We start from the raw sequence: 19,885 nt of genomic DNA, 5'->3' as shown, positions 1-19,885 counted from the left end.
GTGGTGAGGCTGTAAACGAGGGTATCTCCGTCCGCATCCGATCCTGCGCTGGTCGCGATCACGTCGCCCGCTGCCGCGGTGTTTTCTACCGGGGTAGCGTTGATGGTTACGACGACCGTCGGTGCGTCGTTTGCTTGGGTGGTTGCCGGTACGGCTTCACTGTCGGTTCCGGTCGCATTGGAAGGATCGGTGACCGTCACGTTGACGCTTGGCAAGTTACCGCCGCCGTTGATCAGGTCGGCTCCCGCTTGGGTCAAGCTCACCGCTCCGGTTGCCGGATCGATCGCATAGACGTTACCCACATTGGTGGTGAGGCTGTAAACGAGGGTATCTCCGTCCGCATCCGATCCTGCGCTGGTCGCGATCACGTCGCCCGCTGCCGCGGTGTTTTCTACCGGGGTAGCGTTGATGGTTACGACGACCGTCGGTGCGTAATCAATATTTACAGTTCCAATATCATTTGCAGTAACTTCATTATTAGAAGGATCTGAGATACTCGCATTGACTATAAAAGAACCTTCTGCCAATGCTTCAGGGACATCGATGCTATAAGTGCCGTCTGCCTGGATTTCCGTATATAAAATTTGTTCATTTCCTGCACTATCAGTAACGACCAAAGTTACTGTGGCTCCGATTTCATCACTTGTTCCCGTGATTGTCGGCGTAGTGTCCGTAGTATTCTCTGCTACGTCTACAGTGAGAGTAGGGACAACGGTATCTATACTACCATTATCAGTGGCATTCGCTACATTTCCAACAGCATCTTGTACTCTGGCTTCAACAGTATATGCTCCATCTGCCAACGCTTCTGTAACTTCAACACTGTATGTTTTATTTTCATTAACTACAGCTGTCACTTCTTGCACATGTCCATTTGAATCGGTTACTTTAAGGAATACGGTTGCACCAATTTCATCACTGGTTCCATAAATCGTCGGTTGATTGTCATTGCTGTTATCAGGTGCCCAAACCTGCACATCAACGTATGTATCGATTTGAGCATTTTCAATATCTTCCCCTAAGATTCCATCCGAACTGTATACTCGGGCTTCAACGGTAAAAGTACCATCCAGTAATGAAGACGGAACCTCGGTACTAAAGGTGCCATCATTCTGAACGAGCGCATGTAAAACTTGTAGCCCACCGCCAGGAGAAGTCACAATCAGCGTTACTGTCCCACCAATCTGATCACTTGTTCCTGAGATAGTTGGCGTGTTGTCATTTGTTACGTCCGGTAAATTATCAAGTGAAATACTAGGTGCAAAGAGGTTAATAGTACCCTGATCACTGTCATGTACACTATTGCCTGCCGCATCACTAACACTGGCGTTAACGGAATATTCACCTACTGCTAAATCTTGAGGAACATCGATACTATAAGTGCCGTTTGGTTGAACAACCGTATAAAGGATTTGTTCATTTCCTTCACTATCAGTAACTACCAACGTTACAATTGCCCCAATTAGATTAGATGCACCAATAATCGTAGGGGTCTTATCATTTGTACTTAGTGGTACCATGACGGTAATAAGCGGTACGAAAGTGACCACAGTCGATTGGATGGAACTAGTAGAACCCGTGCTTCCTGTACCAGTACCGCTGACTGATGTACTGACATCTTGTGTCGAACCGTCACGAACAGCAAACGTATCAGTCGTATGCTCGGTATCCGTTACAACATTACCGGCTGCCGTTTCATCCTCTTTACTATCTTCTTCCCCCGGTGTAACATCGATATGCTTTTTATCTGTTTCACTATCAGGAGCTGTATTTCCATTTAATGCCAATGCATCCTTAATCGAGTTGATATACACTACGGCATCATCGTGGACAAAAATACCTTTTAGCAACGAGGTATCAAAATTAAGGGCACCAGTACCGGCAATTACTAAATCGCCTGCACCCTGAAGCGTTACATCGATAATGATTTTTGCATTGTTTGGATTACTTTTTGCACCGTAAACAAGTTCGCCTTCATGAATAGCTTCACCGCTTTTTAACTGATGACTATGCCCTTTTGCATCTTTTACGAAAAAAGTACCGTGCTCAAACGATTTTACATATCCAATTACGCGTGCCATAATGATTACCTCTGATGAGAAATTTTTATATTTTCAATTGTAGCGCAGGAGGAAAAACAATGCTATTGTACTAAGGTACTAATTTATGCGTGCAGAAGAAGAGAAAGGGCTAGACGATCTTTAACATCGAGTTTTTGATAAATTGCGGTTGCATGAGCTTTGACTGTTCGTACGGTAATATCCAATGCATCAGATATCTCCTGATGCGTTGCACCTTCACCGAGTAATAAAGCTACTTCACGTTCTCGCTTGCTCAGAGAATCCAGTATTTCCAATGATTTTTCTTTATGCTGATTATGATCGTGGATCTGCGTGATCATCAAAGTAATAAAATCAGGATGAAGCCAAATTTTTCCCTCTTCCAAAGCTTGGTACACTGAATACAAATGTGATTCATGCATCATAGCATTCCCATAACCCATTGCCCCCAAAGCCAAAAATTTCTGCGCCTCTGCAAAATTGGGAGTCACAGAAAGAATCATTACCCGATTTTCAAACAAATTCTTAAGATATTCTTCCGAAATATTGGCTAAGACACTGTCCAATATCATCACGATAGAAGGAGGTTTAATATCGAACGAACATTCAGAAAAAGTGGTAGGATGCAAACCACTCAGAATTCCCATCCATCTCGCTCTTAAAGTAATGTCGTTCGATACTAAATACAATTTCATTTATCGCTCCGTAAAGGTATACTGTCTAGCTTTTAAAATCGGTTTTAAAATGTACTGTAAAATGGTCTTTTGCCCCGTGATAATATCAACATTGATCATCATTCCCGGAATAATTTTTAGCGGTTTTTCTTTTGTTCCAAGGTATTTTTTATCGGTTTGGATTTTTACGACATAATAGACATTGTCATTTTTATCCGTCACCGTATCGGGACTGATCGTAACGACTTTTCCATGCAATGATCCATAAAGGGAAAAGTCGTATGCCGTTACTTTGACAATCGCATCCTGACCTGGGTAAATAAAGGCGATATCGGCCGGCTTGACTTTGGCTTCTGCTAACAATCCTCCCTCGGTTGGAACGATTTCGATCAAATTGTCTCCCGGTTTAATAACCCCGCCGACCGTATTAACATAAAGTTTTTGGACAATACCGTTAATCGGTGATTTGATGACCGTACGGGTTACCTGATCAGCTAATTCTGAGCTCTCCGCACCGACACGTTTGTACTCGGTTTCAGCTTCATTAAGATCCAATTGTGCTTTCGTAGTATATTCAGACCGCGTTTCTCTGATTTTACTGCTGATTTCATTCATTGCCGCATTGAGTCGTGGGATGGAAGCGACCAATGCGTTGTATTTTTCACTTACGTCGCTAAGTTCTCGCTGCAGTTTTAAAAATTCAACACGAGGCTTAATCCCTTGAGCTACCATCGGCTCAGAGATTGCTACCTCTTCCTTAATAAAGGAGAGAGCATGTTTTTGTTCTGCTATACGCCCCTGAGCTTCAAGTTTTTCATTTTGTTTTTGAGCGAACTGATCATTAAGCCCTGATATTTGAGATTTAAGCCGTTCCAGGTTAGAGATGTACAAGCTTCGCTCTTGCATAATCTGCATCGGAATTTTTGCCATATCATCTGCCGTAGGTGAAAAAGCACCTCCGTGTGCTTCTGCTCGAAGGCGAACAAGCCTTGCTCTTAGCTCTGCTGATTTGTATTGAGAGCTCTCATACGTTGAAGAAGACTTTAGATTATCAACGCGTAAAAGGATATCATCTGCTTTGACTCTCTGTCCTTCTTTAACCAATATGGCGCTAAGCATTCCACCCTCAAGATGCTGAATCATTTGATTTTCCCCACCGGGAATAACCTTTCCATCTCCTCTAACAATCTCATCAATTGGCGATAGCCCGGCCCATAAAAGAAAAAATACTACTGCAACGATCCAAAAAAGGAGGACGGAACGAAGACGTGATGGGGTGTCTTCCAACACAGCGGCTGAAAGACTGCGCATGAATTGATAATCATTGGCATTAAAAGAAAAGCGTTTCTTTACCCTCATGCTGTACCCCCTGAAAGTTTTGCTAGTACATGATCTCTCGGACCATCCAGGTAAATCTTCCCTTCATTCATCACAATTATACGATCTACCAACGGAAGAATCGTATTTTTTTGCGTAATCATAATGACTGTTTTATCTTGTAAATACGTTTTTAGATTACCCATCAGACGATTTTCACTTAACTGATCCATTGCATTGGTGGGTTCATCCATAATAACTATAGGCGCTTCAAACAACAAAGCACGTGCGATACCGATACTTTGGCGTTGACCGCCTGAAAGCCCCATCCCTCGCTCACCTATAGGCATTTCATACCCTTTAGGATGTTTACGAATAAATTCATCGGCACCTGAGATAACGGATGCTCGAATCATCTGTTCATCACTTACACGGGTAGAACGATACGCAATGTTATCTTTTGCATTTCCTTTAAAAAGCATGATATCCTGAGCCACATAGGAGATATTCTTACGTAAATCAGCCGGATCAATTTGTTTGATATCGATACCATCAAGTAAGATCGATCCGCCCGTAGGTTCATAAAGGTTCAACAACAGTTTGGATATCGTACTTTTGCCGGAACCGATACGTCCGATAATAGCCACTTTTTCACCCGGCTTGATGGTAAAGGATACACTATCCAACGCCTTATGATCAGATTCATCGTAGGCGAAGTTCACATTCTTAAATTCAATCTCTCCCATAAGGGTCGGACGATTAATAAATTTTTTTCCATGTGGACGTTCCGATGGCTGTGAAATAATCTCTTCAAGGACATCATACGCTGATTTAGCATCGGAATAATTTGCAATCAATGCAGCAACCTGCCCCATCGGAGCCACAGCTCGTCCGGCAATAATAATAATACCGATCAATCCACCCATAGTAAGCTCGTGTTCACCGATCAAATATACGCCGAGTATAACCAGTAAAACGGTAGTGAGTTGTGTTAAGAATCCGGTGACCGTTGAAATCGACGTAGACATGAGTCGGGATTTCAAACTTTTTTGGGCAATTTCCCCCGTAGCCTCTTCCCATGACCACTGTACTTGTCCTGTAGCACCTAATGTTTTAAGCGTCTCAATATTTTGTAATGCTTCGATAAGAATAGAGTTTTTAGCGGCTGATGCTTTATGACTTTCTTCAATGCTTTCTCGTAATGGGACGCGAATAAAAAGGGCATACGCAATGATTAATACAATCATAATGAGAGGAACGACAACCATCCATCCGCCGATGTATCCGATTACCAATAAAAAAAGAATCGCAAATGGAAAATCAACCAACGCTGTCAATGTCGCATTGGTCAAAAATGAACGGATAGAATCAAAATCTTTTAAATTGCTAGCAAACGATCCCACTGATTTTGGATGTGATGCCATTTTTAGATCAAGTACTTTTTCAAAAATGATCGATGACATGATAATATCGCTTTTTTTACCCGCACTCTCCAAGAGCATTGCACGTGTAAATTTGAGAAAGGTATCCAAAACATAAATGACTAATACGCCGATGGCAAATACCCATAACGTTTCAGTTGCATTATTCGGGATAACACGGTCATATACACTCATTGTAAAAAGTGGAGTGGCTAAAACAAAGAGATTAATTAGTACCGTAGCATAAATAACATCACGATAAATATTTTTAGAGAGTTTAATAGTGTCCCAAAACCAGTGTTTGTATTTGACATTTAAAGTCAATGCATCATTTTCATTGTAGACAAATGGTTTTTTTACTAAAAATGAAAACCCGGTATACTCTTGTTCCAATGTCTCAAACGGAACACTCTCTTCAATCGCTTCTTCAGCAGGAAGAATAATTTTACATGTTTTGCGATCGGCTGAAATAGAGTCAAAAATACATGCATGAGAATTTTTTAGCAATAAAATCATCGGTAATTGTAAGGGAGAAATATCCGAAAGTTTTCTGCTCACAAGGGTACTTTTGAGACCTGCACGACTTGCGGCTCGGGCGAAAAGACCTTTGGATGATTTTAGACTGTAAAGATGAAGCGCCCCACCCCACGGTGAAGTTGGCAACCCTGCCATTAGCGCTTCGGCAGTATAAGGCTTATGATACAGTTGAGTAAATAATACCAGACATTGTAACAACGGATCGACACCGAATGCCGCTCCCTCCGGATCAGCAATCCGCTCCTCTAATTCCTCACTCATTCACATTAGCCTTACTCTTGAAATACCGCATCCTATCGTTATGACAGAATAAAGGAAGTATTATTCACTATCTCGTTTGTATTTGTCAATCTTTCGATCCGCATAAATAAGATTTTCAACTGCATCATCATTATCCAGACGACTGTCCAGTACCGTTAAACCCACTTTTTGAGTATACGGATCAGCTTTAGAACCTAACACGTTTTGTACCATAGAACCCATTGCATCCAAAATACGATAATTGGCAAACAACAAATCATTTTCGGCGCGAACAATCTGCGATTGTGCCGCTACATGATCATTTTGAGCGACCAAAAGATCCAACAACGTTCGGCAGCCTAAATCATACTCTTTTTGGTACAATTCAAGCGTTTTGGCACTGGTTGTTTCATATCTTTTAAGGTGCACAAGCTGCTCTGCGAGATAGTTTTTAGCCGACCATGAAAGTTCACCCTGTTCATCCAGTTTACGAACCGTTTCACGCTTATTTTCATTTTCTTGATAGATTTTGCTCAAATTTTTCTGAATTTGAGATTCATCAGCACCACCGCGATAAAGATTATACGTTAGGGTTAGCCCTAATGAGGTTCGATCATCGTGTCCATCCAATCCGCCGATGTCATTTGCCCAGCTTTGACGGGCGAATGCATCGATTTTAGGATAATAATTTTGATATGAACGTTCACGCTCCGCTTTCGCAGCTTTAATATTATATTCGCTTACCAATACTGAGGGGTTATGGGTTCTTGCGAAAGTTTTCATATCTTCAATCGAAGCCGGAATCGTACCGCTGAAATTATTTTCTTTCAGTTCATCAGCATTTACATGACGACCCAATATACGTTCAAGATTAAAGAGAGCATCATCAAGATTATTTTTGGCAACAACATAGTTGGATTTGCCTAACGAAAGAGACGTATCCGCTTTTTCAGCTTCTGAACGGGTTGTCATTCCCGCTCCGTAAAGTTTGTTGACCTTCGTATAAATGTCTTCATTGAATTGAACGTTTGCTTTTGCGATATTGAGTAAATCACGCGCTTTCAAAACATTGATATAACTGTTCGTAAAATTATATGCCACATCGTTTGCATTTTCGATATAGTGGTTTGCAGCCGCCAGGATACGGGCTTTATTGTAATCGGCTTCATAGGTAGTCCCAAATCCGTTAAAAAGATTTTGGGTCACTTGCAATGAATGCTCATACGACGTTAATGAACGGCTCTGATTTAAAGTACTTGGAGATTTGGTCTTCTCACGGGCCATGGTTGCAGAATAATCAAGTGTCGGAAGATACTGCGATTCCGTCATACGTAAATCTTCCAATGTTGCACGATAGTTATGTAATCGCTCTTGAACTACCGGATGAGTTGACAGTACTTCATCAACACCTTCTTGCAATGTCAATGCGTGCAATGCCGAAAAAGCACACAAAGACATCATAACGGCAACTTTTGATAATGAAACTTTTCGATTCAACATTTTTGAACTCCTCGTAAATTCGACATCTACTGAATATTTCATCTAATTATAATACTCAAATGTCCTTGAAATGTCACCAAATAACACTTTGCTCAAATTTCATTGTATAAATTTTGTCTATGTTATATCAGAAAAAGATAAAAAAACAATTTAATTCAATAAACTTGTTACTTATTTGTTACTAATTTTTACTATTTTTAATAGCAAAAATAGCGTTTAGACTCTTCTCTAAGACGCAAATATATCGTATCAAAATCAGTAGAATAAACTCGTGTCTGTGCAATAGACGTAATAAAGTTGGTATCACGTTCCCAACGTGGAACTAAATGCAGATGAATATGTTCTGCAATCCCTGCGCCACCCGCTTTTCCTAAATTCATCCCTAAATTAACACCGTGAGCACCGAATGACTCTTTGAGCATTTGTACACCGCGCTGAGCTAATGCAGTAATATGGAGCCATACTTTCGGATCAAGGGCTTCGAGGGAATCCGTATGATAGTGGGGAATAATCATGAAATGCCCAGGAGTATAAGGGTAGCGGTTCATCACGATAAAGCAGTGTTCATCGCGATAGAGAACATGAAGTTCCTCATCCTCCGGATGTGTACTGATATGACAAAAAACACATCCCTCAATCTTTTCACCCATTATATAATCATTTCGCCATGGGGCATAAAGAATATTGTCCATCAGATAAAATTCGGTGCGTCGTTCGCAAAAAGGATAATGTCACCGGCACGTGTCACTTCGCCCAGTGTTTTAACCATTTGTGATTTATCAGCAAGCATAATCTTCTGAGGCACTCGTAACTCTTTATCAAACTGTGCGGCGTTAAGCGCCCCTGTGATAATAGCAATATCAAAAACCCCATTAATAGCATTGATAAGCTCACTGTTAAGGTCATAGGTACTCTCAACCAATCCCGGCGTCACGATCACTTTGCGACCACTGTGAAGAGAGCATAGCCGTACCCCTTCGAGCATCCCGTCGATGTTTCCGTTGTAGCCATCATCAAGGATGATTTTACCCCCTGCATCGATCCGCTCAAGTCGATGTTCGACGCTTTTGAGTTTTTTTACCGCTGAGACAATCTCATCACTCGCCATTCCCATCTCGGATGCGATTAAAATCGCTGCATTAATGTTGATGCTTTGGAAACCACCGAGGACCGATGTATGGAAATGCTCTATAGCACCGTTAATGGCCATATCAAAATCGATCCCTTCCAATGTTGCATTCAGATTATGAATCTCATCTCCGAAAAAAGTCACTTTTTCATGTGCTTCATCGGTCACAGACGTATGGATGAATGCCCGTTTGAGACGGTTGGATTGGATAATTTCGAGTTTGGTGCGCTGTATCCGTTCTAATGTTTTGAAATACTCCAAATGTTGCGGTCCTACTTTGCCGACGACAACAATTTGTGGTTGAAGCAGTTGTGTGATGGCATAAATATCGCCCACTTCTCTCGCGCCGGCTTCACAGATATACACCTGAGTATTCGCAGGAAGTGACTCATTTACATCGCGGATAATACCGCCGAGAGTATTAACACTGCGGGGTGTTGCATACACGTTGAATTTTTGACCTAATACCTGTGCAATGAAATTTTTCATCGATGTCTTGCCATAGCTTCCGGTTACACAAATAATCGTCAACTCGCTCATGGACGCAACTTTGCGCGATGCTTCTCGCTTATAGGCCATAAATAAAAACTTTTCAGTAGCCCAAGAAGCAATATAGGTAAGGAGTAACGGGAAGAATACACTGTAGGTATCGGCTAATCCCTTGAACGTTAAGAGCATATCCAAGAAAAGGGTAATCGAGAAAAGAAGGATTAAAAAACGTTTTACCCGCCATGTCAAAACCACTTTTTTATCGAGTTTACGATGCCAAAGGATAATTGCAGGGAAAAATGCTGCGTAAAAATAGATCCAAAAATATTCTTGAATCGTATAATAGACAATAAACGGAACGATAAAATAGACAATATGCCACCACGTTTTATGATGACGTAATACGACCCGCTCAATCCGATAATCATACCACTGAAGATTGGTAATCAAATACCATCCCAATGTCATCACAAATAAAATATTAGTAATAAATGCAAAAATTTGCGTGTAATCCATTATTTTTCCTTAATGCTCCAAGTTTTTTAAAACTGCTTTTTCAATCTCTTTGGCTACCGTAGCACCCTGTTCCAAAAAGAAATAATGATCGCCGTCAAATTCAACGACATAAGAATCATTTATCAGTTCAGCGATGCTATAAGCTGTCCATAAAGGCGTTGCCGTATCTTGACGACCAAAACATAACAATGCTTTCCCTTTAAATGCAGCAAATTTATCGGTAAAATCTTCATTTACGACATGTTTAAACGTCTCATACATCGGCTGGCTTAACCCTTGCGCATCAGGCGCGACAAAAAAGCGGCGAAGTGAAGTGAGTCCGGTGAATTTGAGTAGTTTAAACAAGGCTATTTTGGCTCGTATTTTAAACGGCTTAGGAACCAAGATACCTGCCGATCCAACCAATACCAACAAATCGGGAGCAAGCAAAGTTGCTACTTTCCCGCCGAATGAATGTCCTAAAATAATCGTCTTATCCGCTTCAATCATCGAGATAAATGATTCCAAAACCGTCGCGTAATCTTCAGTCGTGAGTTTCATATTGCACGTACTGTTACCAAATCCCGGCATATCGATATAGATATGACGAAACTGCTTTAAATGAGCTCCGAAAGCATGTTTCATCAAATTTTTATGCGATCCCCATCCGTGGAGAAAAATAATATCGTAATGGGCACCCGGATTAAGAATCTCGTAACTGATCGAGAAAGTATGCTGTTTGTATTGAACCGTTTTAACCGCCACGCTTATTTCCCTTTGGCTTGAGAGATCGAGTGGATGTAGTCGTAATTGACCCGAATCGCTTTTTTATCGGGCAATGCACCGAGAAGTTTTTGAATTCCTCCGCTAAAGTCTTCAAACAAATAGTTTGCCATTGATCCGGGAATCGGATTAACTTCATTAAGATAGACTTCTCCCTCGATCTCAAAAAAATCGCAGCGGATAAGAGCCCCTTCAAATAAAGGTAAATAGATTTTCGCAAATGATTCTCGCAATTGAGCCACCAACGTATCACTCACCGCAGCATGCTCAACACTCCCTGAACGGGAAAAATCGAGATATTTTTTCTCGAAATCAAGGAACTCCGCTTTTTGAGGCTCTTCAACAATTGAGTAGGTAATTTCACCGCGTGCACTAAAGCCGGCAAGATTATACTCTTTGACTCCCGAAATAAACGGCTCGATCAAAAGAACATTATCAAATTCAAATGCAACATCCAACGCATAATCGAGTTCGCTAGGCTCACGAACAATACTGACCCCGATCGAACTTCCCAAACGGGCAGGCTTAACGATAAACGGATACGCAGTCGTTACGGCACGCGTATCCTCCTTATGGAGAACTTCATACGGAAGCGTTTTAACCCCTAACGATGCTGCAAGCCATTTAGTGTAATATTTGTCGAAACTAATCATGGACGCTTCTTTACGAGGACCGATAAACGGAATATGGAAAAAATCCATGAGAGATGCGATGGAACCGTCTTCGCCATCTCCGCCATGAATCAAATTAAGAATCGGCATTTCATGCTTTTTCGATCCAAACATTCCACGCTGTTCAAACCCGCCGTTGGTAAGGAAAATCTGAGGCATTTTTCGGTGTTCCCCTCGTGAAAAGGTGATCGCTTTCATTTTGGCACCGTCGATCAAATAAAATTTATGATCCTGATCGCAAAAAATAAAGCTGAGTTCAAATTTTGATTCAAGTTTTCCTTTCACGGTAATCGCACTAACAATGCTGATTTCGTGTTCATAACTGGCTCCGCCGAATAAAATAGCTAATTTCAATTGTTTTCCTTGCTTTAGAGTTTTTGGAGTTGTTTTAATGCATCTTTGACCAACGTCGCCGTATCGATCGCACTAGACGCACTAAGAGCCTTCGCAATCTGTTCTTTTTTGAAACCGAGAGATTCGAGAGCCATAGACGCTTCGGTTGTTGCCGTTGTAGCAGTCATACCTGATCCTAAAAGTACCGCATCAAATCCGGCTAGTTCGACCATGATGCGCCCTGCACTTTTAGGTCCGATTCCGGGGACTTTTTTGAGTGCGTTGATATCTTTAGATGAAATAATACCTGCAAACTGCTCCGGCGTAAAGGTCGAGCAAATGGCAAGTGCCGCTTTAGGCCCAATTCCGTTGATTTTTAGCATCCCTTCAAATAAGATTTTTTCACTTTTTTGAGTGAATCCGTAAAGTTGCTGTGCATCTTCTCGGATAACATGATGAATATGCAAACGCACTTTTTCAGAACCGATCGCACTGTACGTATGCAAAGAGATGAAAACCTCATAAATAACACTATTAACATTCAAATGAACCAACGACGGTTCTTTGTATTCAATAATTCCTTCGAGTCCAACAATCATTATGCCACTACCTTTATAGAAAAATCCCCGTTACCATCCTCGACCAATCCCAATATATTCTCTTCTGAATTATGAACCGGAACGTATAAAACTTCAATCGGCGGGTCAATCAGTTTAAATATAATTTCATTGTGATTTCTCCAACGATCGTGATTAATGATGCGTGCTTCAAATATCTCACTTTGAAGAGCGGTATGTTTTTCACTGAGCCATGCATACTGATCTTCTTTCGTTTTCAGTTCACTGCGAAGCGCTTCAAGTTTCTCTTTAAACTGTTGATGCTGCTGATATTTTTCGACAAAGGCAACGGGCATTTTTATCCCATTTTTTTTGTAGTGGATCAGTTTTCGCTTAAGATCTTCCATCACCGGTGTATTTTCATGCCATGTGCGTTCATACCCGGCAAGCTCTTTTTGAATCTCTTTCAACGCTTGTTTGGTTTGCTCCATTTTTTTCGTCTGATCGGACAGGTTATCAATGGATTCGTTAAGCAGCGGATCAATGACAAACAGGTTTTCTCCCCCCTGAAGATTTTTGATCTCAATCTTATGGGATGCAGTCATTTTAACGTTAGAGCCCAATATTTCAATCGTAATCTCTTTCGCCCGAATCTTTCCACCCGTAGCCTGGGTAATAAATACTTTTTCGGCATCTACAGTACCATGTTCCAATCGGTTGATATTGACGACTTTACCGAAGGCGGCCCCTTTATGGATATTAATTTTCAACTCATCAGCGGTAATGGTCGCACTTTGATGAACCTGTCCCTCTACTGTCGCTTTTTTAGCCGTAACTTTGGCATTTGATCCGATATTTCCGTCAATATTGATCACATTGACCGTTACATCCATCCCCATTCCAATCGCATCTTGGAGGGCATCTTTTTGAGTAACATTAATAAATACATCCGCATCCAGCTGAGTATCGATTGAGCCGGTCGTTTTAAAACTGATCTCTTTAACGTCCACTTCGGTTTTGATATCGTACACCCCACCCTCAAAGGTGACATACCCTCCTGATTTGGCTCGATATTCAATGTTTGAGGGCGTATCAATTACCGCAATTTTCTCCCCCGTTTTAAAGGTCGGCTCGTTCTTGACAACCGGAGCCTTGGGAGCAATAAATTCTCCACGGCAATTGCGCCCATTCTCTCCCATTTTTGGTTTAATATATTCAATCAAGAGTTCGTTTTCAACGGCACTGATTACGTATCCCCGTTTCGCATAATCGATACGTCCGTGTTCATCCTGATTTTTTCGTTTAGCTTCGTAATGGAGGATCAGCTTGTCATTAATCGTTTCAATCGGCTCATAACTTTGTCCGATAAGAAAACGCTCTTGTGTCTCAAAATGGAATTCCCCTTGAACTCTGATTTTAGCCAAAAGCTCTTCGAGATTTTTAGACATCATCGAATCAAACAACCCGATCATCATATTTGCCCGAAGTTTTTTCTTGTTGACCAATCGAAGAAAATCTTCTTGGAACTGCTCGTAATAGGTTGCAATACTCCCCGGTTTAATCGTCAAATAGATTTTACACAGGCTCGGGTTTCCCCCGATCGACATATCGATCGTATCCAGCAATGTCGGCTCGCTGATCGAAAATATTTCGATTTCATACACTTGTTTGAGCTCAACTTTCGGATTTAAAAAAAAATCTTCTTTCAACTCTTTTATTTCATCGTATGAAAGCTCGACCCAATCTTCTGCCGGTCCTTCTACCACTTTTTTACTAAAGGTTTGAGTTTCGAGGAGATTAAAGTCGAGAGTATGCACAGAGACTTTAAAATTAAGAGCGGCTTGTAAAAGCTCTTTGGCAACATTAGAAGTACGGACAACAATAGGCTTTATATGCACTATTGTTTCTTCGTGTTCGCCCTCTTTGGTAAACAGCCCCATAGTTTATCCTTTACATCAGTGACCCTATTTTAATCACTTATCGGTTAAAATTGCGTAAAACTTTATTTTAGGCATTTAACTACGTATGTTTAAATCAATATTCTCCAACTCTTTTGGCATTCTCATTTCTCGTATCACCGGACTTATCCGAGACATTTTAATGACATCCGTATTGGGTGCCAGTGTATGGAGTGATGTTTTTTTTATGGCCTTTAAATTTCCGAATCTTTTTAGACGGATTTTTGCCGAAGGCTCATTCACCCAAAGCTTTATGCCTTCCTACATTGCATCACGTCAAAAAAGTGTTTTTGCGGTTGCAATATTTATCCGCTTTATGATTGTAATCATTGGATTTTCATTCATTATAACCCTGTTTCCTGCCTTTTTTACCAAGATGCTGGCATGGGATTGGAATGCGGATCTCATCTCCAAAACCGCCCCCCTTACCACGATCAATTTTTGGTATTTGGATCTTATTTTTATTGTCACTTTTTTAGGTACGCTTCTTCAGCACAAAGAACATTTTTTTACAACCGCTTTTTCGACGGTTTGGCTCAATATCGCTATGATTATTACCCTTATGCTATTTACCCACAGTGACCCTAAAACGATCGTTTATGCACTCAGCTTTTCGATTCTAGCAGGAGGAGCGTTGCAAGTTATCACCCATCTTTATGCGATCCGGCAGCAAGGCCTTATGAAGCTCCTCGTCGGAGGATGGAAATACCGTCATTCCAAAGATGTCAAAGCGGAAGAATCCAAATTCAGTTCCCTCTTTTTCCCTTCGGTTTTAGGCAATTCGACCGCTCAAATTGCTTCCTTTATCGATACCTCTCTCGCTTCCTTTTTAGCGGCGGGATCAGTATCGTATTTGTTTTACGCCAACCGTATTTTTCAGCTCCCCTTCGCGATCATCGCATTAGCCATCACCACAGCATTATTTCCCAGTATTGCCAAGGCGATAAAAAATGAGAACCATACACTCGCCTATAAAAATTTCCATAAATCGTTTTGGCTTCTAAGTGTGTTGCTAGGACTATCGGTTTTAGGGGGGATGCTATTAGCGGAACCTATTGTTTGGCTGTTGTTTGAACGGGGAGCATTTACGATCCAAGACACCCACAAAACAGCGGATGTGTTAATGATGTATATGATAGGATTGGTACCGTTTGGTTTGGCCAAACTATTTTCATTGTACCTCTATGCGATGCACAAACACATCAAAGCGGCTAAAATTGCCGCCGCATCGCTCGTCATTAACATCATCTTTTCTCTTATTCTTATGAAACCTCTGGGAGCCGCCGGCCTCGCTTTGGCAGGAAGTATCGGCGGTGCAGTACAGATGATCCTCACGATGCGTGAAGTAGGCTGGAATGTATTATTCGAAATATTAAAAACAAAAAACACCCTTTACTTCACCATCGCAATGGTACTATTCGGCGTGCTATTTTACATTTTAAACCAATTTATTATCAACCTGATACGATAAGGACGAGGGCATAATGTTTATTTATGACAGTGTACAAAAAACCAAACTAAAGTTTGAACCGCTCATAGAAGGGAAAGTATCACTCTATGTCTGTGGACCGACGGTGTATGACGATGCTCACCTCGGACATGCCAAAAGCGCCCTCGTTTTTGATCTTCTGCAACGTGTTTTGAAGGCAGAGGGATATGACGTGTTTTTTGCCCGAAATATCACCGATATCGACGATAAAATCATCAATAAAGCACGAGAATTAGGGATCAGCACCACCGAACTTTCAACGTGCTATACCGCTGCCTATCATCGTGATATGGAAGCTATCGGCGTCCAAAAACCGACACTGGAGCCCAAAGCAACCGAATCGATTGATGCGATGGTCGAGATGATTCAAAAACTGCTCGATAAAAAACACGCTTATACGATCAGCAATGGTGATATCTATTTCGACACCCAAAGTGATAAAGGGTATCTCAGCCTATCAAACCGCCAAAGTTTAGAAAATGTCAGCCGTGTTGAAAAAGTGGGTGAAAAAAGAAATGACGCCGACTTTGCCCTCTGGAAAGCCGTACGTGATGAGGGTGTAGCCTTCGATTCTCCCTATGGGCGCGGTCGTCCGGGATGGCATTTGGAATGTTCGGCGATGATTGAGCGCTATGTCCGTCAAGGCGAAGGAAAATACGCGATCGATATCCATGGCGGCGGAGCGGATCTACTTTTCCCTCACCATGAAAACGAAGCAGCACAAACCCGCTGTGCCAGCGATCATGAACTCGCACACTACTGGATGCACAACGGTTTTGTCACCATCGACGGTGAAAAAATGTCAAAAAGTCTAGGGAATAGTTTTTTCCTGAAAGATGCCCTCAAAGCCTATGACGGCGAAGTACTCCGTTTTTACCTTCTCAGCACCCATTATCGCGGTGATTTTAACTTCAATGAAGAAGATTTGATTGCCTCAAAACGGCGACTTGATCGGCTATATCGACTCAAAAAACGTCTTTTCGGGCTCAATGCCGAGTTGATCGAAACCTCTTTCAAAAAAAATCTGCTCGAAGCTCTGCGAGACGATTTGAACGTCTCACGTGCTTATGCCCAAATCGATGAACTGATGGCCCAGGCAAATGAAGCACTGGATCTAAATCCAAAAGACAAAAGCTATCGTCAAAGTGTACTCTCATCATTCGCTGCGATTGAGGAAATATTAGGCTTTGGAGGACAAAATCCTTTTGAGTATTTTCAATTCGGTTTGGATGAAAATACAAAATCAAAGATCAACAACCTCATCAAACAACGCAGCGAAGCCAAAAAAATCAAAGATTTTGCCGCTTCGGATGCATTACGTGATGAGCTCACGGCGCTTGGCGTTTCAATTATGGATACCCCTGTGGGAACTTTTTGGGAGATACGAGATTGAAAGAGAGTTATAAACGATTCTGGCCCTATATCCGAGAATATAAATTCCAATTTTTAATGGTCTTGATCGGGATCATTTTAACCGTCAGTGCAACAGCAGCCACCGCACATATTATGAAACCGTTAATGGACAATATGTTTATTAAAAAAGAAGCCCGAATGCTCTACATCATTCCTATGCTTTTGGTCGGAATTTATGTCCTAAAAGCAGCCGGACGATACATGCAATCGGTTTTCAATACCTACATCGGACTGCATATTATTTCAAAGATCCGAGAAGAACTGCTGGCCAAAATGGTCCATATGGATATGCAGTTTCTCTATACCAACCGAAGCGGCGAGCTTATATCACGTATCACCAACGATATCAACAGAATTCAATACTTCGTTTCTTCGATGATGCCTGAACTTATACGGGAAAGCCTTACCGTTGTCTCCCTCGTCGGCTATATTATTTATCTCAATCCCACCCTTGCATTTTGGGCGTTGATCGTTATGCCGACTGTCGTGATTCCTTTGCTTCAAATCACTAAACGGCTCAAACGACTTGCGCACCGCTCTCAAGAGAAAAACGCCGATATGGTTACACGTTTGACCGAAGTGTTTAACAACTCCGAAATCATCAAATCCAATGCAACCGAGCAATACGAATTGAACCGTTTTCAAAATGAAAACGTCCATTTTTTCAAACTCAATATGAAATCGTCTTATACCAGTGAATTAATTTCTCCGATGATGGAGATTATCGCCGCATTCGGACTCGCCGCCGTTATTTATATTGGAGGGAAACAAGTTTATAGCGGAGCAATGACCGTTGGCGAATTCACCGCCTTTTTAACAGCTCTTGGCCTTGTGTTTCAACCGCTTAAAGGGGTTAGTAATATCCTTGGGAGAGTGCAAGACGCCCAAGCGGCAAGCGAGCGGGTATTTCATATTTTTGATCTACAAAACCAAATTACGGATGGGCAATTAGCCCTAAATAATGCGGTAAAACACATTCAATTTGATCAAGTAACCCTTAAATTTGAAGAGAAAACGGCATTAGACAATATTAACATCAATATTCAAGCCGGAGAGACGATTGCCTTAGTCGGGCAAAGCGGTGGGGGAAAAAGTTCCTTTGTTAACCTTCTTCTTCGTTTTTATGATCCGATTTCCGGAGCGATTTCTATCAACGGGCATAATCTTAAAGAGTATACGCAGCATTCACTCCGTTCCCAAATCGCTTTTGTTTCCCAGCGGGTCTATATTTTTCAAGACACTCTGGCAGCAAATGTCGCATACGGCGATACTGTCGATGAAGCACGTGTCAAAGAAGCACTTGAAATGGCAGACGCACTCGAATTTGCCCAATCACTCCCCGATGGGATTTATACCGTAATGCAGGAGTTCGGATCTAATCTCTCAGGTGGGCAGAGACAGCGAATTGCGATTGCCAGAGCCATCTATAAACATGCGTCGCTTCTCATTTTGGACGAAGCGACCAGCGCACTCGACAATGAAACTGAACGTAAAATTCAAAATACCCTCCAAGAATACACCAAAGACAAGATTACCATCCTCATCGCCCACCGTCTCAGCACCGTTCAAGACGCCGATCGGATTCTTGTGTTTAAAGCAGGAAAAATCGTTGCAGAAGGGACCCATCTACATCTTTTGAACTCTTCTGAAGAGTATCAGCGCCTCAGCCAAACACTGAGTGAAAGTTAAAGGACATTAGCATGGGTTTACCGCTTCATTCACGCATTCGGCAAAAATTCAAAAACGGATTAAATGCTATTTTAGCACTTCTTTTTCCAACGCATGCCAAACATGAGACTATTCCAACCGAAGAAATCCACCGTATTTTAGTTATCCGGATCAACTACCGCATCGGAAATATCCTTTTTACCACCCCTTTACTCCGTGCTCTTGAACAACGTTTTCCTGATGTAAAAATCGATATTCTTATCGGGGCAAAATACCCCTCTTCTCTTTTAAAAGGGTCAGAAAATGTCCAAAATGTATTTGATTTTCCCCGTCGTCTCCTCAAAAATCCGTTTCATTTGTACCGATATATCCAACAACTTCGTTCCACACACTACGATCTAGTCATCAACCTCAACAGCGGTTCGGCCAGTGATCGCGGGGCAACTTTTTTAGCTCGCGGCACCTACAAACTCGGATTTAATTCTCCTGGAAACTGGTCCCCCTCAACCCATGTTGTTAATTCTCCCTCAGGTTTAATTCATGAAGCACTCAAGCCTCTGTATTTGATGGAAGCTTTCGGAAATTCCGCACATGATTTTCCACAGAAAATGGATATTGCCTTAAGTAAAGAAGAAAAAACAAAAGGACTTGAATATCTAAACAAAAGACTTTTGGAACAAGGATATAAAGGAGAAGGAAACGGACAAATTATCGGTATGTTTCGCGATGCCCGTTTCGAAAAGAAAATTGAAAATAGTTGGTGGAAAGAGTGGTACAAGCACATGAAACAACTCAATCCAAATACTCTATTTATCGATATTCTTTCCCCTGATGTCCCCGAAAAATTGAGTGAAGAACTTTATGCACTTAAAGAGTCCAATCTACGACAACTGGGAGCCGTTTTATCTCAAATGGACGCTTTTGTATGCGGTGATACAGGCCCGATGCATTTAGCCAGCGCTTCAGGAGTTCCGACAATCGCTCTGTTTAAAGCCAGTGCACCGACCCTTTACGGAACATTGGGAACTAACGACCGTTCCCTCACTTTAAGCGGTTTCACGCCGGAGATGATTGCTTCGCAGATTAGTGATCATCTTGCTTCTCTTCCTGCAAAGGCGCATGACTCGCTTGATTAACAAACCATTCAACCT

At 41.7% G+C, this 19,885-nt stretch carries 15 protein-coding genes; 4 read left to right on the top strand and 11 right to left on the bottom strand.

Annotated elements, in window-relative coordinates; translation table 11 throughout:
* The 11 genes from PHI47_RS01030 to PHI47_RS00980 form a co-directional block, all read right to left on the bottom strand.
* On the bottom strand, positions 1–2,081 hold a 2,081-nt coding region (locus tag PHI47_RS01030; RefSeq protein ID WP_299932651.1), incomplete at its 3' end, for an Ig-like domain-containing protein.
* Positions 2,082–2,164: 83 nt separating this feature from the next.
* The gene (locus tag PHI47_RS01025; RefSeq protein WP_299932648.1) at positions 2,165–2,755 is read right to left on the bottom strand and encodes a LuxR C-terminal-related transcriptional regulator; all 591 of its coding nucleotides are present in this window, start codon (positions 2,753–2,755) and stop codon (positions 2,165–2,167) included.
* Positions 2,756–4,093: an HlyD family type I secretion periplasmic adaptor subunit gene (locus tag PHI47_RS01020; RefSeq protein ID WP_299932645.1), complete on the bottom strand. Its 1,338-nt coding sequence runs from the start codon at positions 4,091–4,093 to the stop codon at positions 2,756–2,758.
* Positions 4,090–6,270, bottom strand: coding sequence for a type I secretion system permease/ATPase (locus PHI47_RS01015; protein ID WP_299932642.1), 2,181 nt, complete (start codon positions 6,268–6,270; stop codon positions 4,090–4,092). Before PHI47_RS01015 ends, PHI47_RS01020 begins: the two co-directional genes overlap by 4 nt.
* A 60-nt stretch (positions 6,271–6,330) precedes the next feature.
* Entirely contained in the window at positions 6,331–7,749 is a 1,419-nt protein-coding gene (locus PHI47_RS01010) for a TolC family outer membrane protein (protein WP_299932639.1), read from the bottom strand.
* A gap of 197 nt (positions 7,750–7,946) precedes the next feature.
* Positions 7,947–8,441, bottom strand: a complete 495-nt coding sequence (locus tag PHI47_RS01005) for an HIT domain-containing protein (protein ID WP_299932636.1) — start codon at positions 8,439–8,441, stop codon at positions 7,947–7,949.
* Positions 8,441–9,883, bottom strand: coding sequence for a UDP-N-acetylmuramoyl-tripeptide--D-alanyl-D-alanine ligase (murF, locus tag PHI47_RS01000; protein WP_299932633.1), 1,443 nt, complete (start codon positions 9,881–9,883; stop codon positions 8,441–8,443). Before murF ends, PHI47_RS01005 begins: the two co-directional genes overlap by 1 nt.
* A 9-nt stretch (positions 9,884–9,892) precedes the next feature.
* Complete coding sequence (locus tag PHI47_RS00995; protein ID WP_299932630.1) at positions 9,893–10,627, bottom strand: alpha/beta hydrolase; 735 nt, start codon at positions 10,625–10,627, stop codon at positions 9,893–9,895.
* Positions 10,628–10,629: 2 nt separating this feature from the next.
* Positions 10,630–11,670 carry a D-alanine--D-alanine ligase gene (locus PHI47_RS00990; protein ID WP_299932627.1) on the bottom strand — a complete coding sequence of 347 codons (1,041 nt, stop codon included), beginning with the start codon at positions 11,668–11,670 and terminating at the stop codon, positions 10,630–10,632.
* Between the two features lie 14 nt (positions 11,671–11,684).
* The gene (gene ruvA, locus PHI47_RS00985; RefSeq protein ID WP_299932624.1) at positions 11,685–12,248 is read right to left on the bottom strand and encodes a Holliday junction branch migration protein RuvA; all 564 of its coding nucleotides are present in this window, start codon (positions 12,246–12,248) and stop codon (positions 11,685–11,687) included.
* Positions 12,248–14,146, bottom strand: a complete 1,899-nt coding sequence (locus PHI47_RS00980) for a flagellar assembly protein A (protein WP_299932621.1) — start codon at positions 14,144–14,146, stop codon at positions 12,248–12,250. Before PHI47_RS00980 ends, ruvA begins: the two co-directional genes overlap by 1 nt.
* 85 nt (positions 14,147–14,231) lie before the next feature.
* On the opposite strand from PHI47_RS00980, the gene murJ reads away from it, so the two are divergent.
* The 4 genes from murJ to PHI47_RS00960 are packed head-to-tail and all read left to right on the top strand — an operon-like array spanning position 14,232 to position 19,870.
* The gene (gene murJ, locus PHI47_RS00975; protein ID WP_299932618.1) at positions 14,232–15,635 is read left to right on the top strand and encodes a murein biosynthesis integral membrane protein MurJ; all 1,404 of its coding nucleotides are present in this window, start codon (positions 14,232–14,234) and stop codon (positions 15,633–15,635) included.
* 13 nt (positions 15,636–15,648) lie between these two features.
* Positions 15,649–17,046, top strand: a complete 1,398-nt coding sequence (gene cysS, locus PHI47_RS00970) for a cysteine--tRNA ligase (protein ID WP_299932615.1) — start codon at positions 15,649–15,651, stop codon at positions 17,044–17,046.
* Positions 17,043–18,755, top strand: coding sequence for an ABC transporter transmembrane domain-containing protein (locus PHI47_RS00965; protein ID WP_299932613.1), 1,713 nt, complete (start codon positions 17,043–17,045; stop codon positions 18,753–18,755). Before cysS ends, PHI47_RS00965 begins: the two co-directional genes overlap by 4 nt.
* Before the next feature lie 11 nt (positions 18,756–18,766).
* On the top strand, positions 18,767–19,870 hold the full coding sequence (locus PHI47_RS00960) for a glycosyltransferase family 9 protein (RefSeq protein WP_299932611.1): 1,104 nt from the start codon (positions 18,767–18,769) through the stop codon (positions 19,868–19,870).
* Positions 19,871–19,885: the final 15 nt, after the last annotated feature.

This window comes from Sulfuricurvum sp., from assembly GCF_028713855.1.
Lineage (GTDB): Bacteria > Campylobacterota > Campylobacteria > Campylobacterales > Sulfurimonadaceae > Sulfuricurvum.
Note: the sequence above shows the minus strand (reverse complement) of the source record. Positions and strands in the feature narration are given on the sequence as shown.

What these genes read in the sequence shown, in the direction of transcription:
- PHI47_RS01025 (WP_299932648.1), bottom strand. Translation starts at nt 2,755, where the DNA reads ATGAAATTGTATTTAGTATCGAACGACATTACTTTAAGAGCGAGATGG.
- PHI47_RS01020 (WP_299932645.1), bottom strand. Translation starts at nt 4,093, where the DNA reads ATGAGGGTAAAGAAACGCTTTTCTTTTAATGCCAATGATTATCAATTC.
- PHI47_RS01015 (WP_299932642.1), bottom strand. Translation starts at nt 6,270, where the DNA reads ATGAGTGAGGAATTAGAGGAGCGGATTGCTGATCCGGAGGGAGCGGCA.
- PHI47_RS01010 (WP_299932639.1), bottom strand. Translation starts at nt 7,749, where the DNA reads ATGTTGAATCGAAAAGTTTCATTATCAAAAGTTGCCGTTATGATGTCT.
- PHI47_RS01005 (WP_299932636.1), bottom strand. Translation starts at nt 8,441, where the DNA reads ATGGACAATATTCTTTATGCCCCATGGCGAAATGATTATATAATGGGT.
- murF (WP_299932633.1), bottom strand. Translation starts at nt 9,883, where the DNA reads ATGGATTACACGCAAATTTTTGCATTTATTACTAATATTTTATTTGTG.
- ruvA (WP_299932624.1), bottom strand. Translation starts at nt 12,248, where the DNA reads ATGATTGTTGGACTCGAAGGAATTATTGAATACAAAGAACCGTCGTTG.
- PHI47_RS00980 (WP_299932621.1), bottom strand. Translation starts at nt 14,146, where the DNA reads ATGGGGCTGTTTACCAAAGAGGGCGAACACGAAGAAACAATAGTGCAT.
- murJ (WP_299932618.1), top strand. Translation starts at nt 14,232, where the DNA reads ATGTTTAAATCAATATTCTCCAACTCTTTTGGCATTCTCATTTCTCGT.
- cysS (WP_299932615.1), top strand. Translation starts at nt 15,649, where the DNA reads ATGTTTATTTATGACAGTGTACAAAAAACCAAACTAAAGTTTGAACCG.
- PHI47_RS00960 (WP_299932611.1), top strand. Translation starts at nt 18,767, where the DNA reads ATGGGTTTACCGCTTCATTCACGCATTCGGCAAAAATTCAAAAACGGA.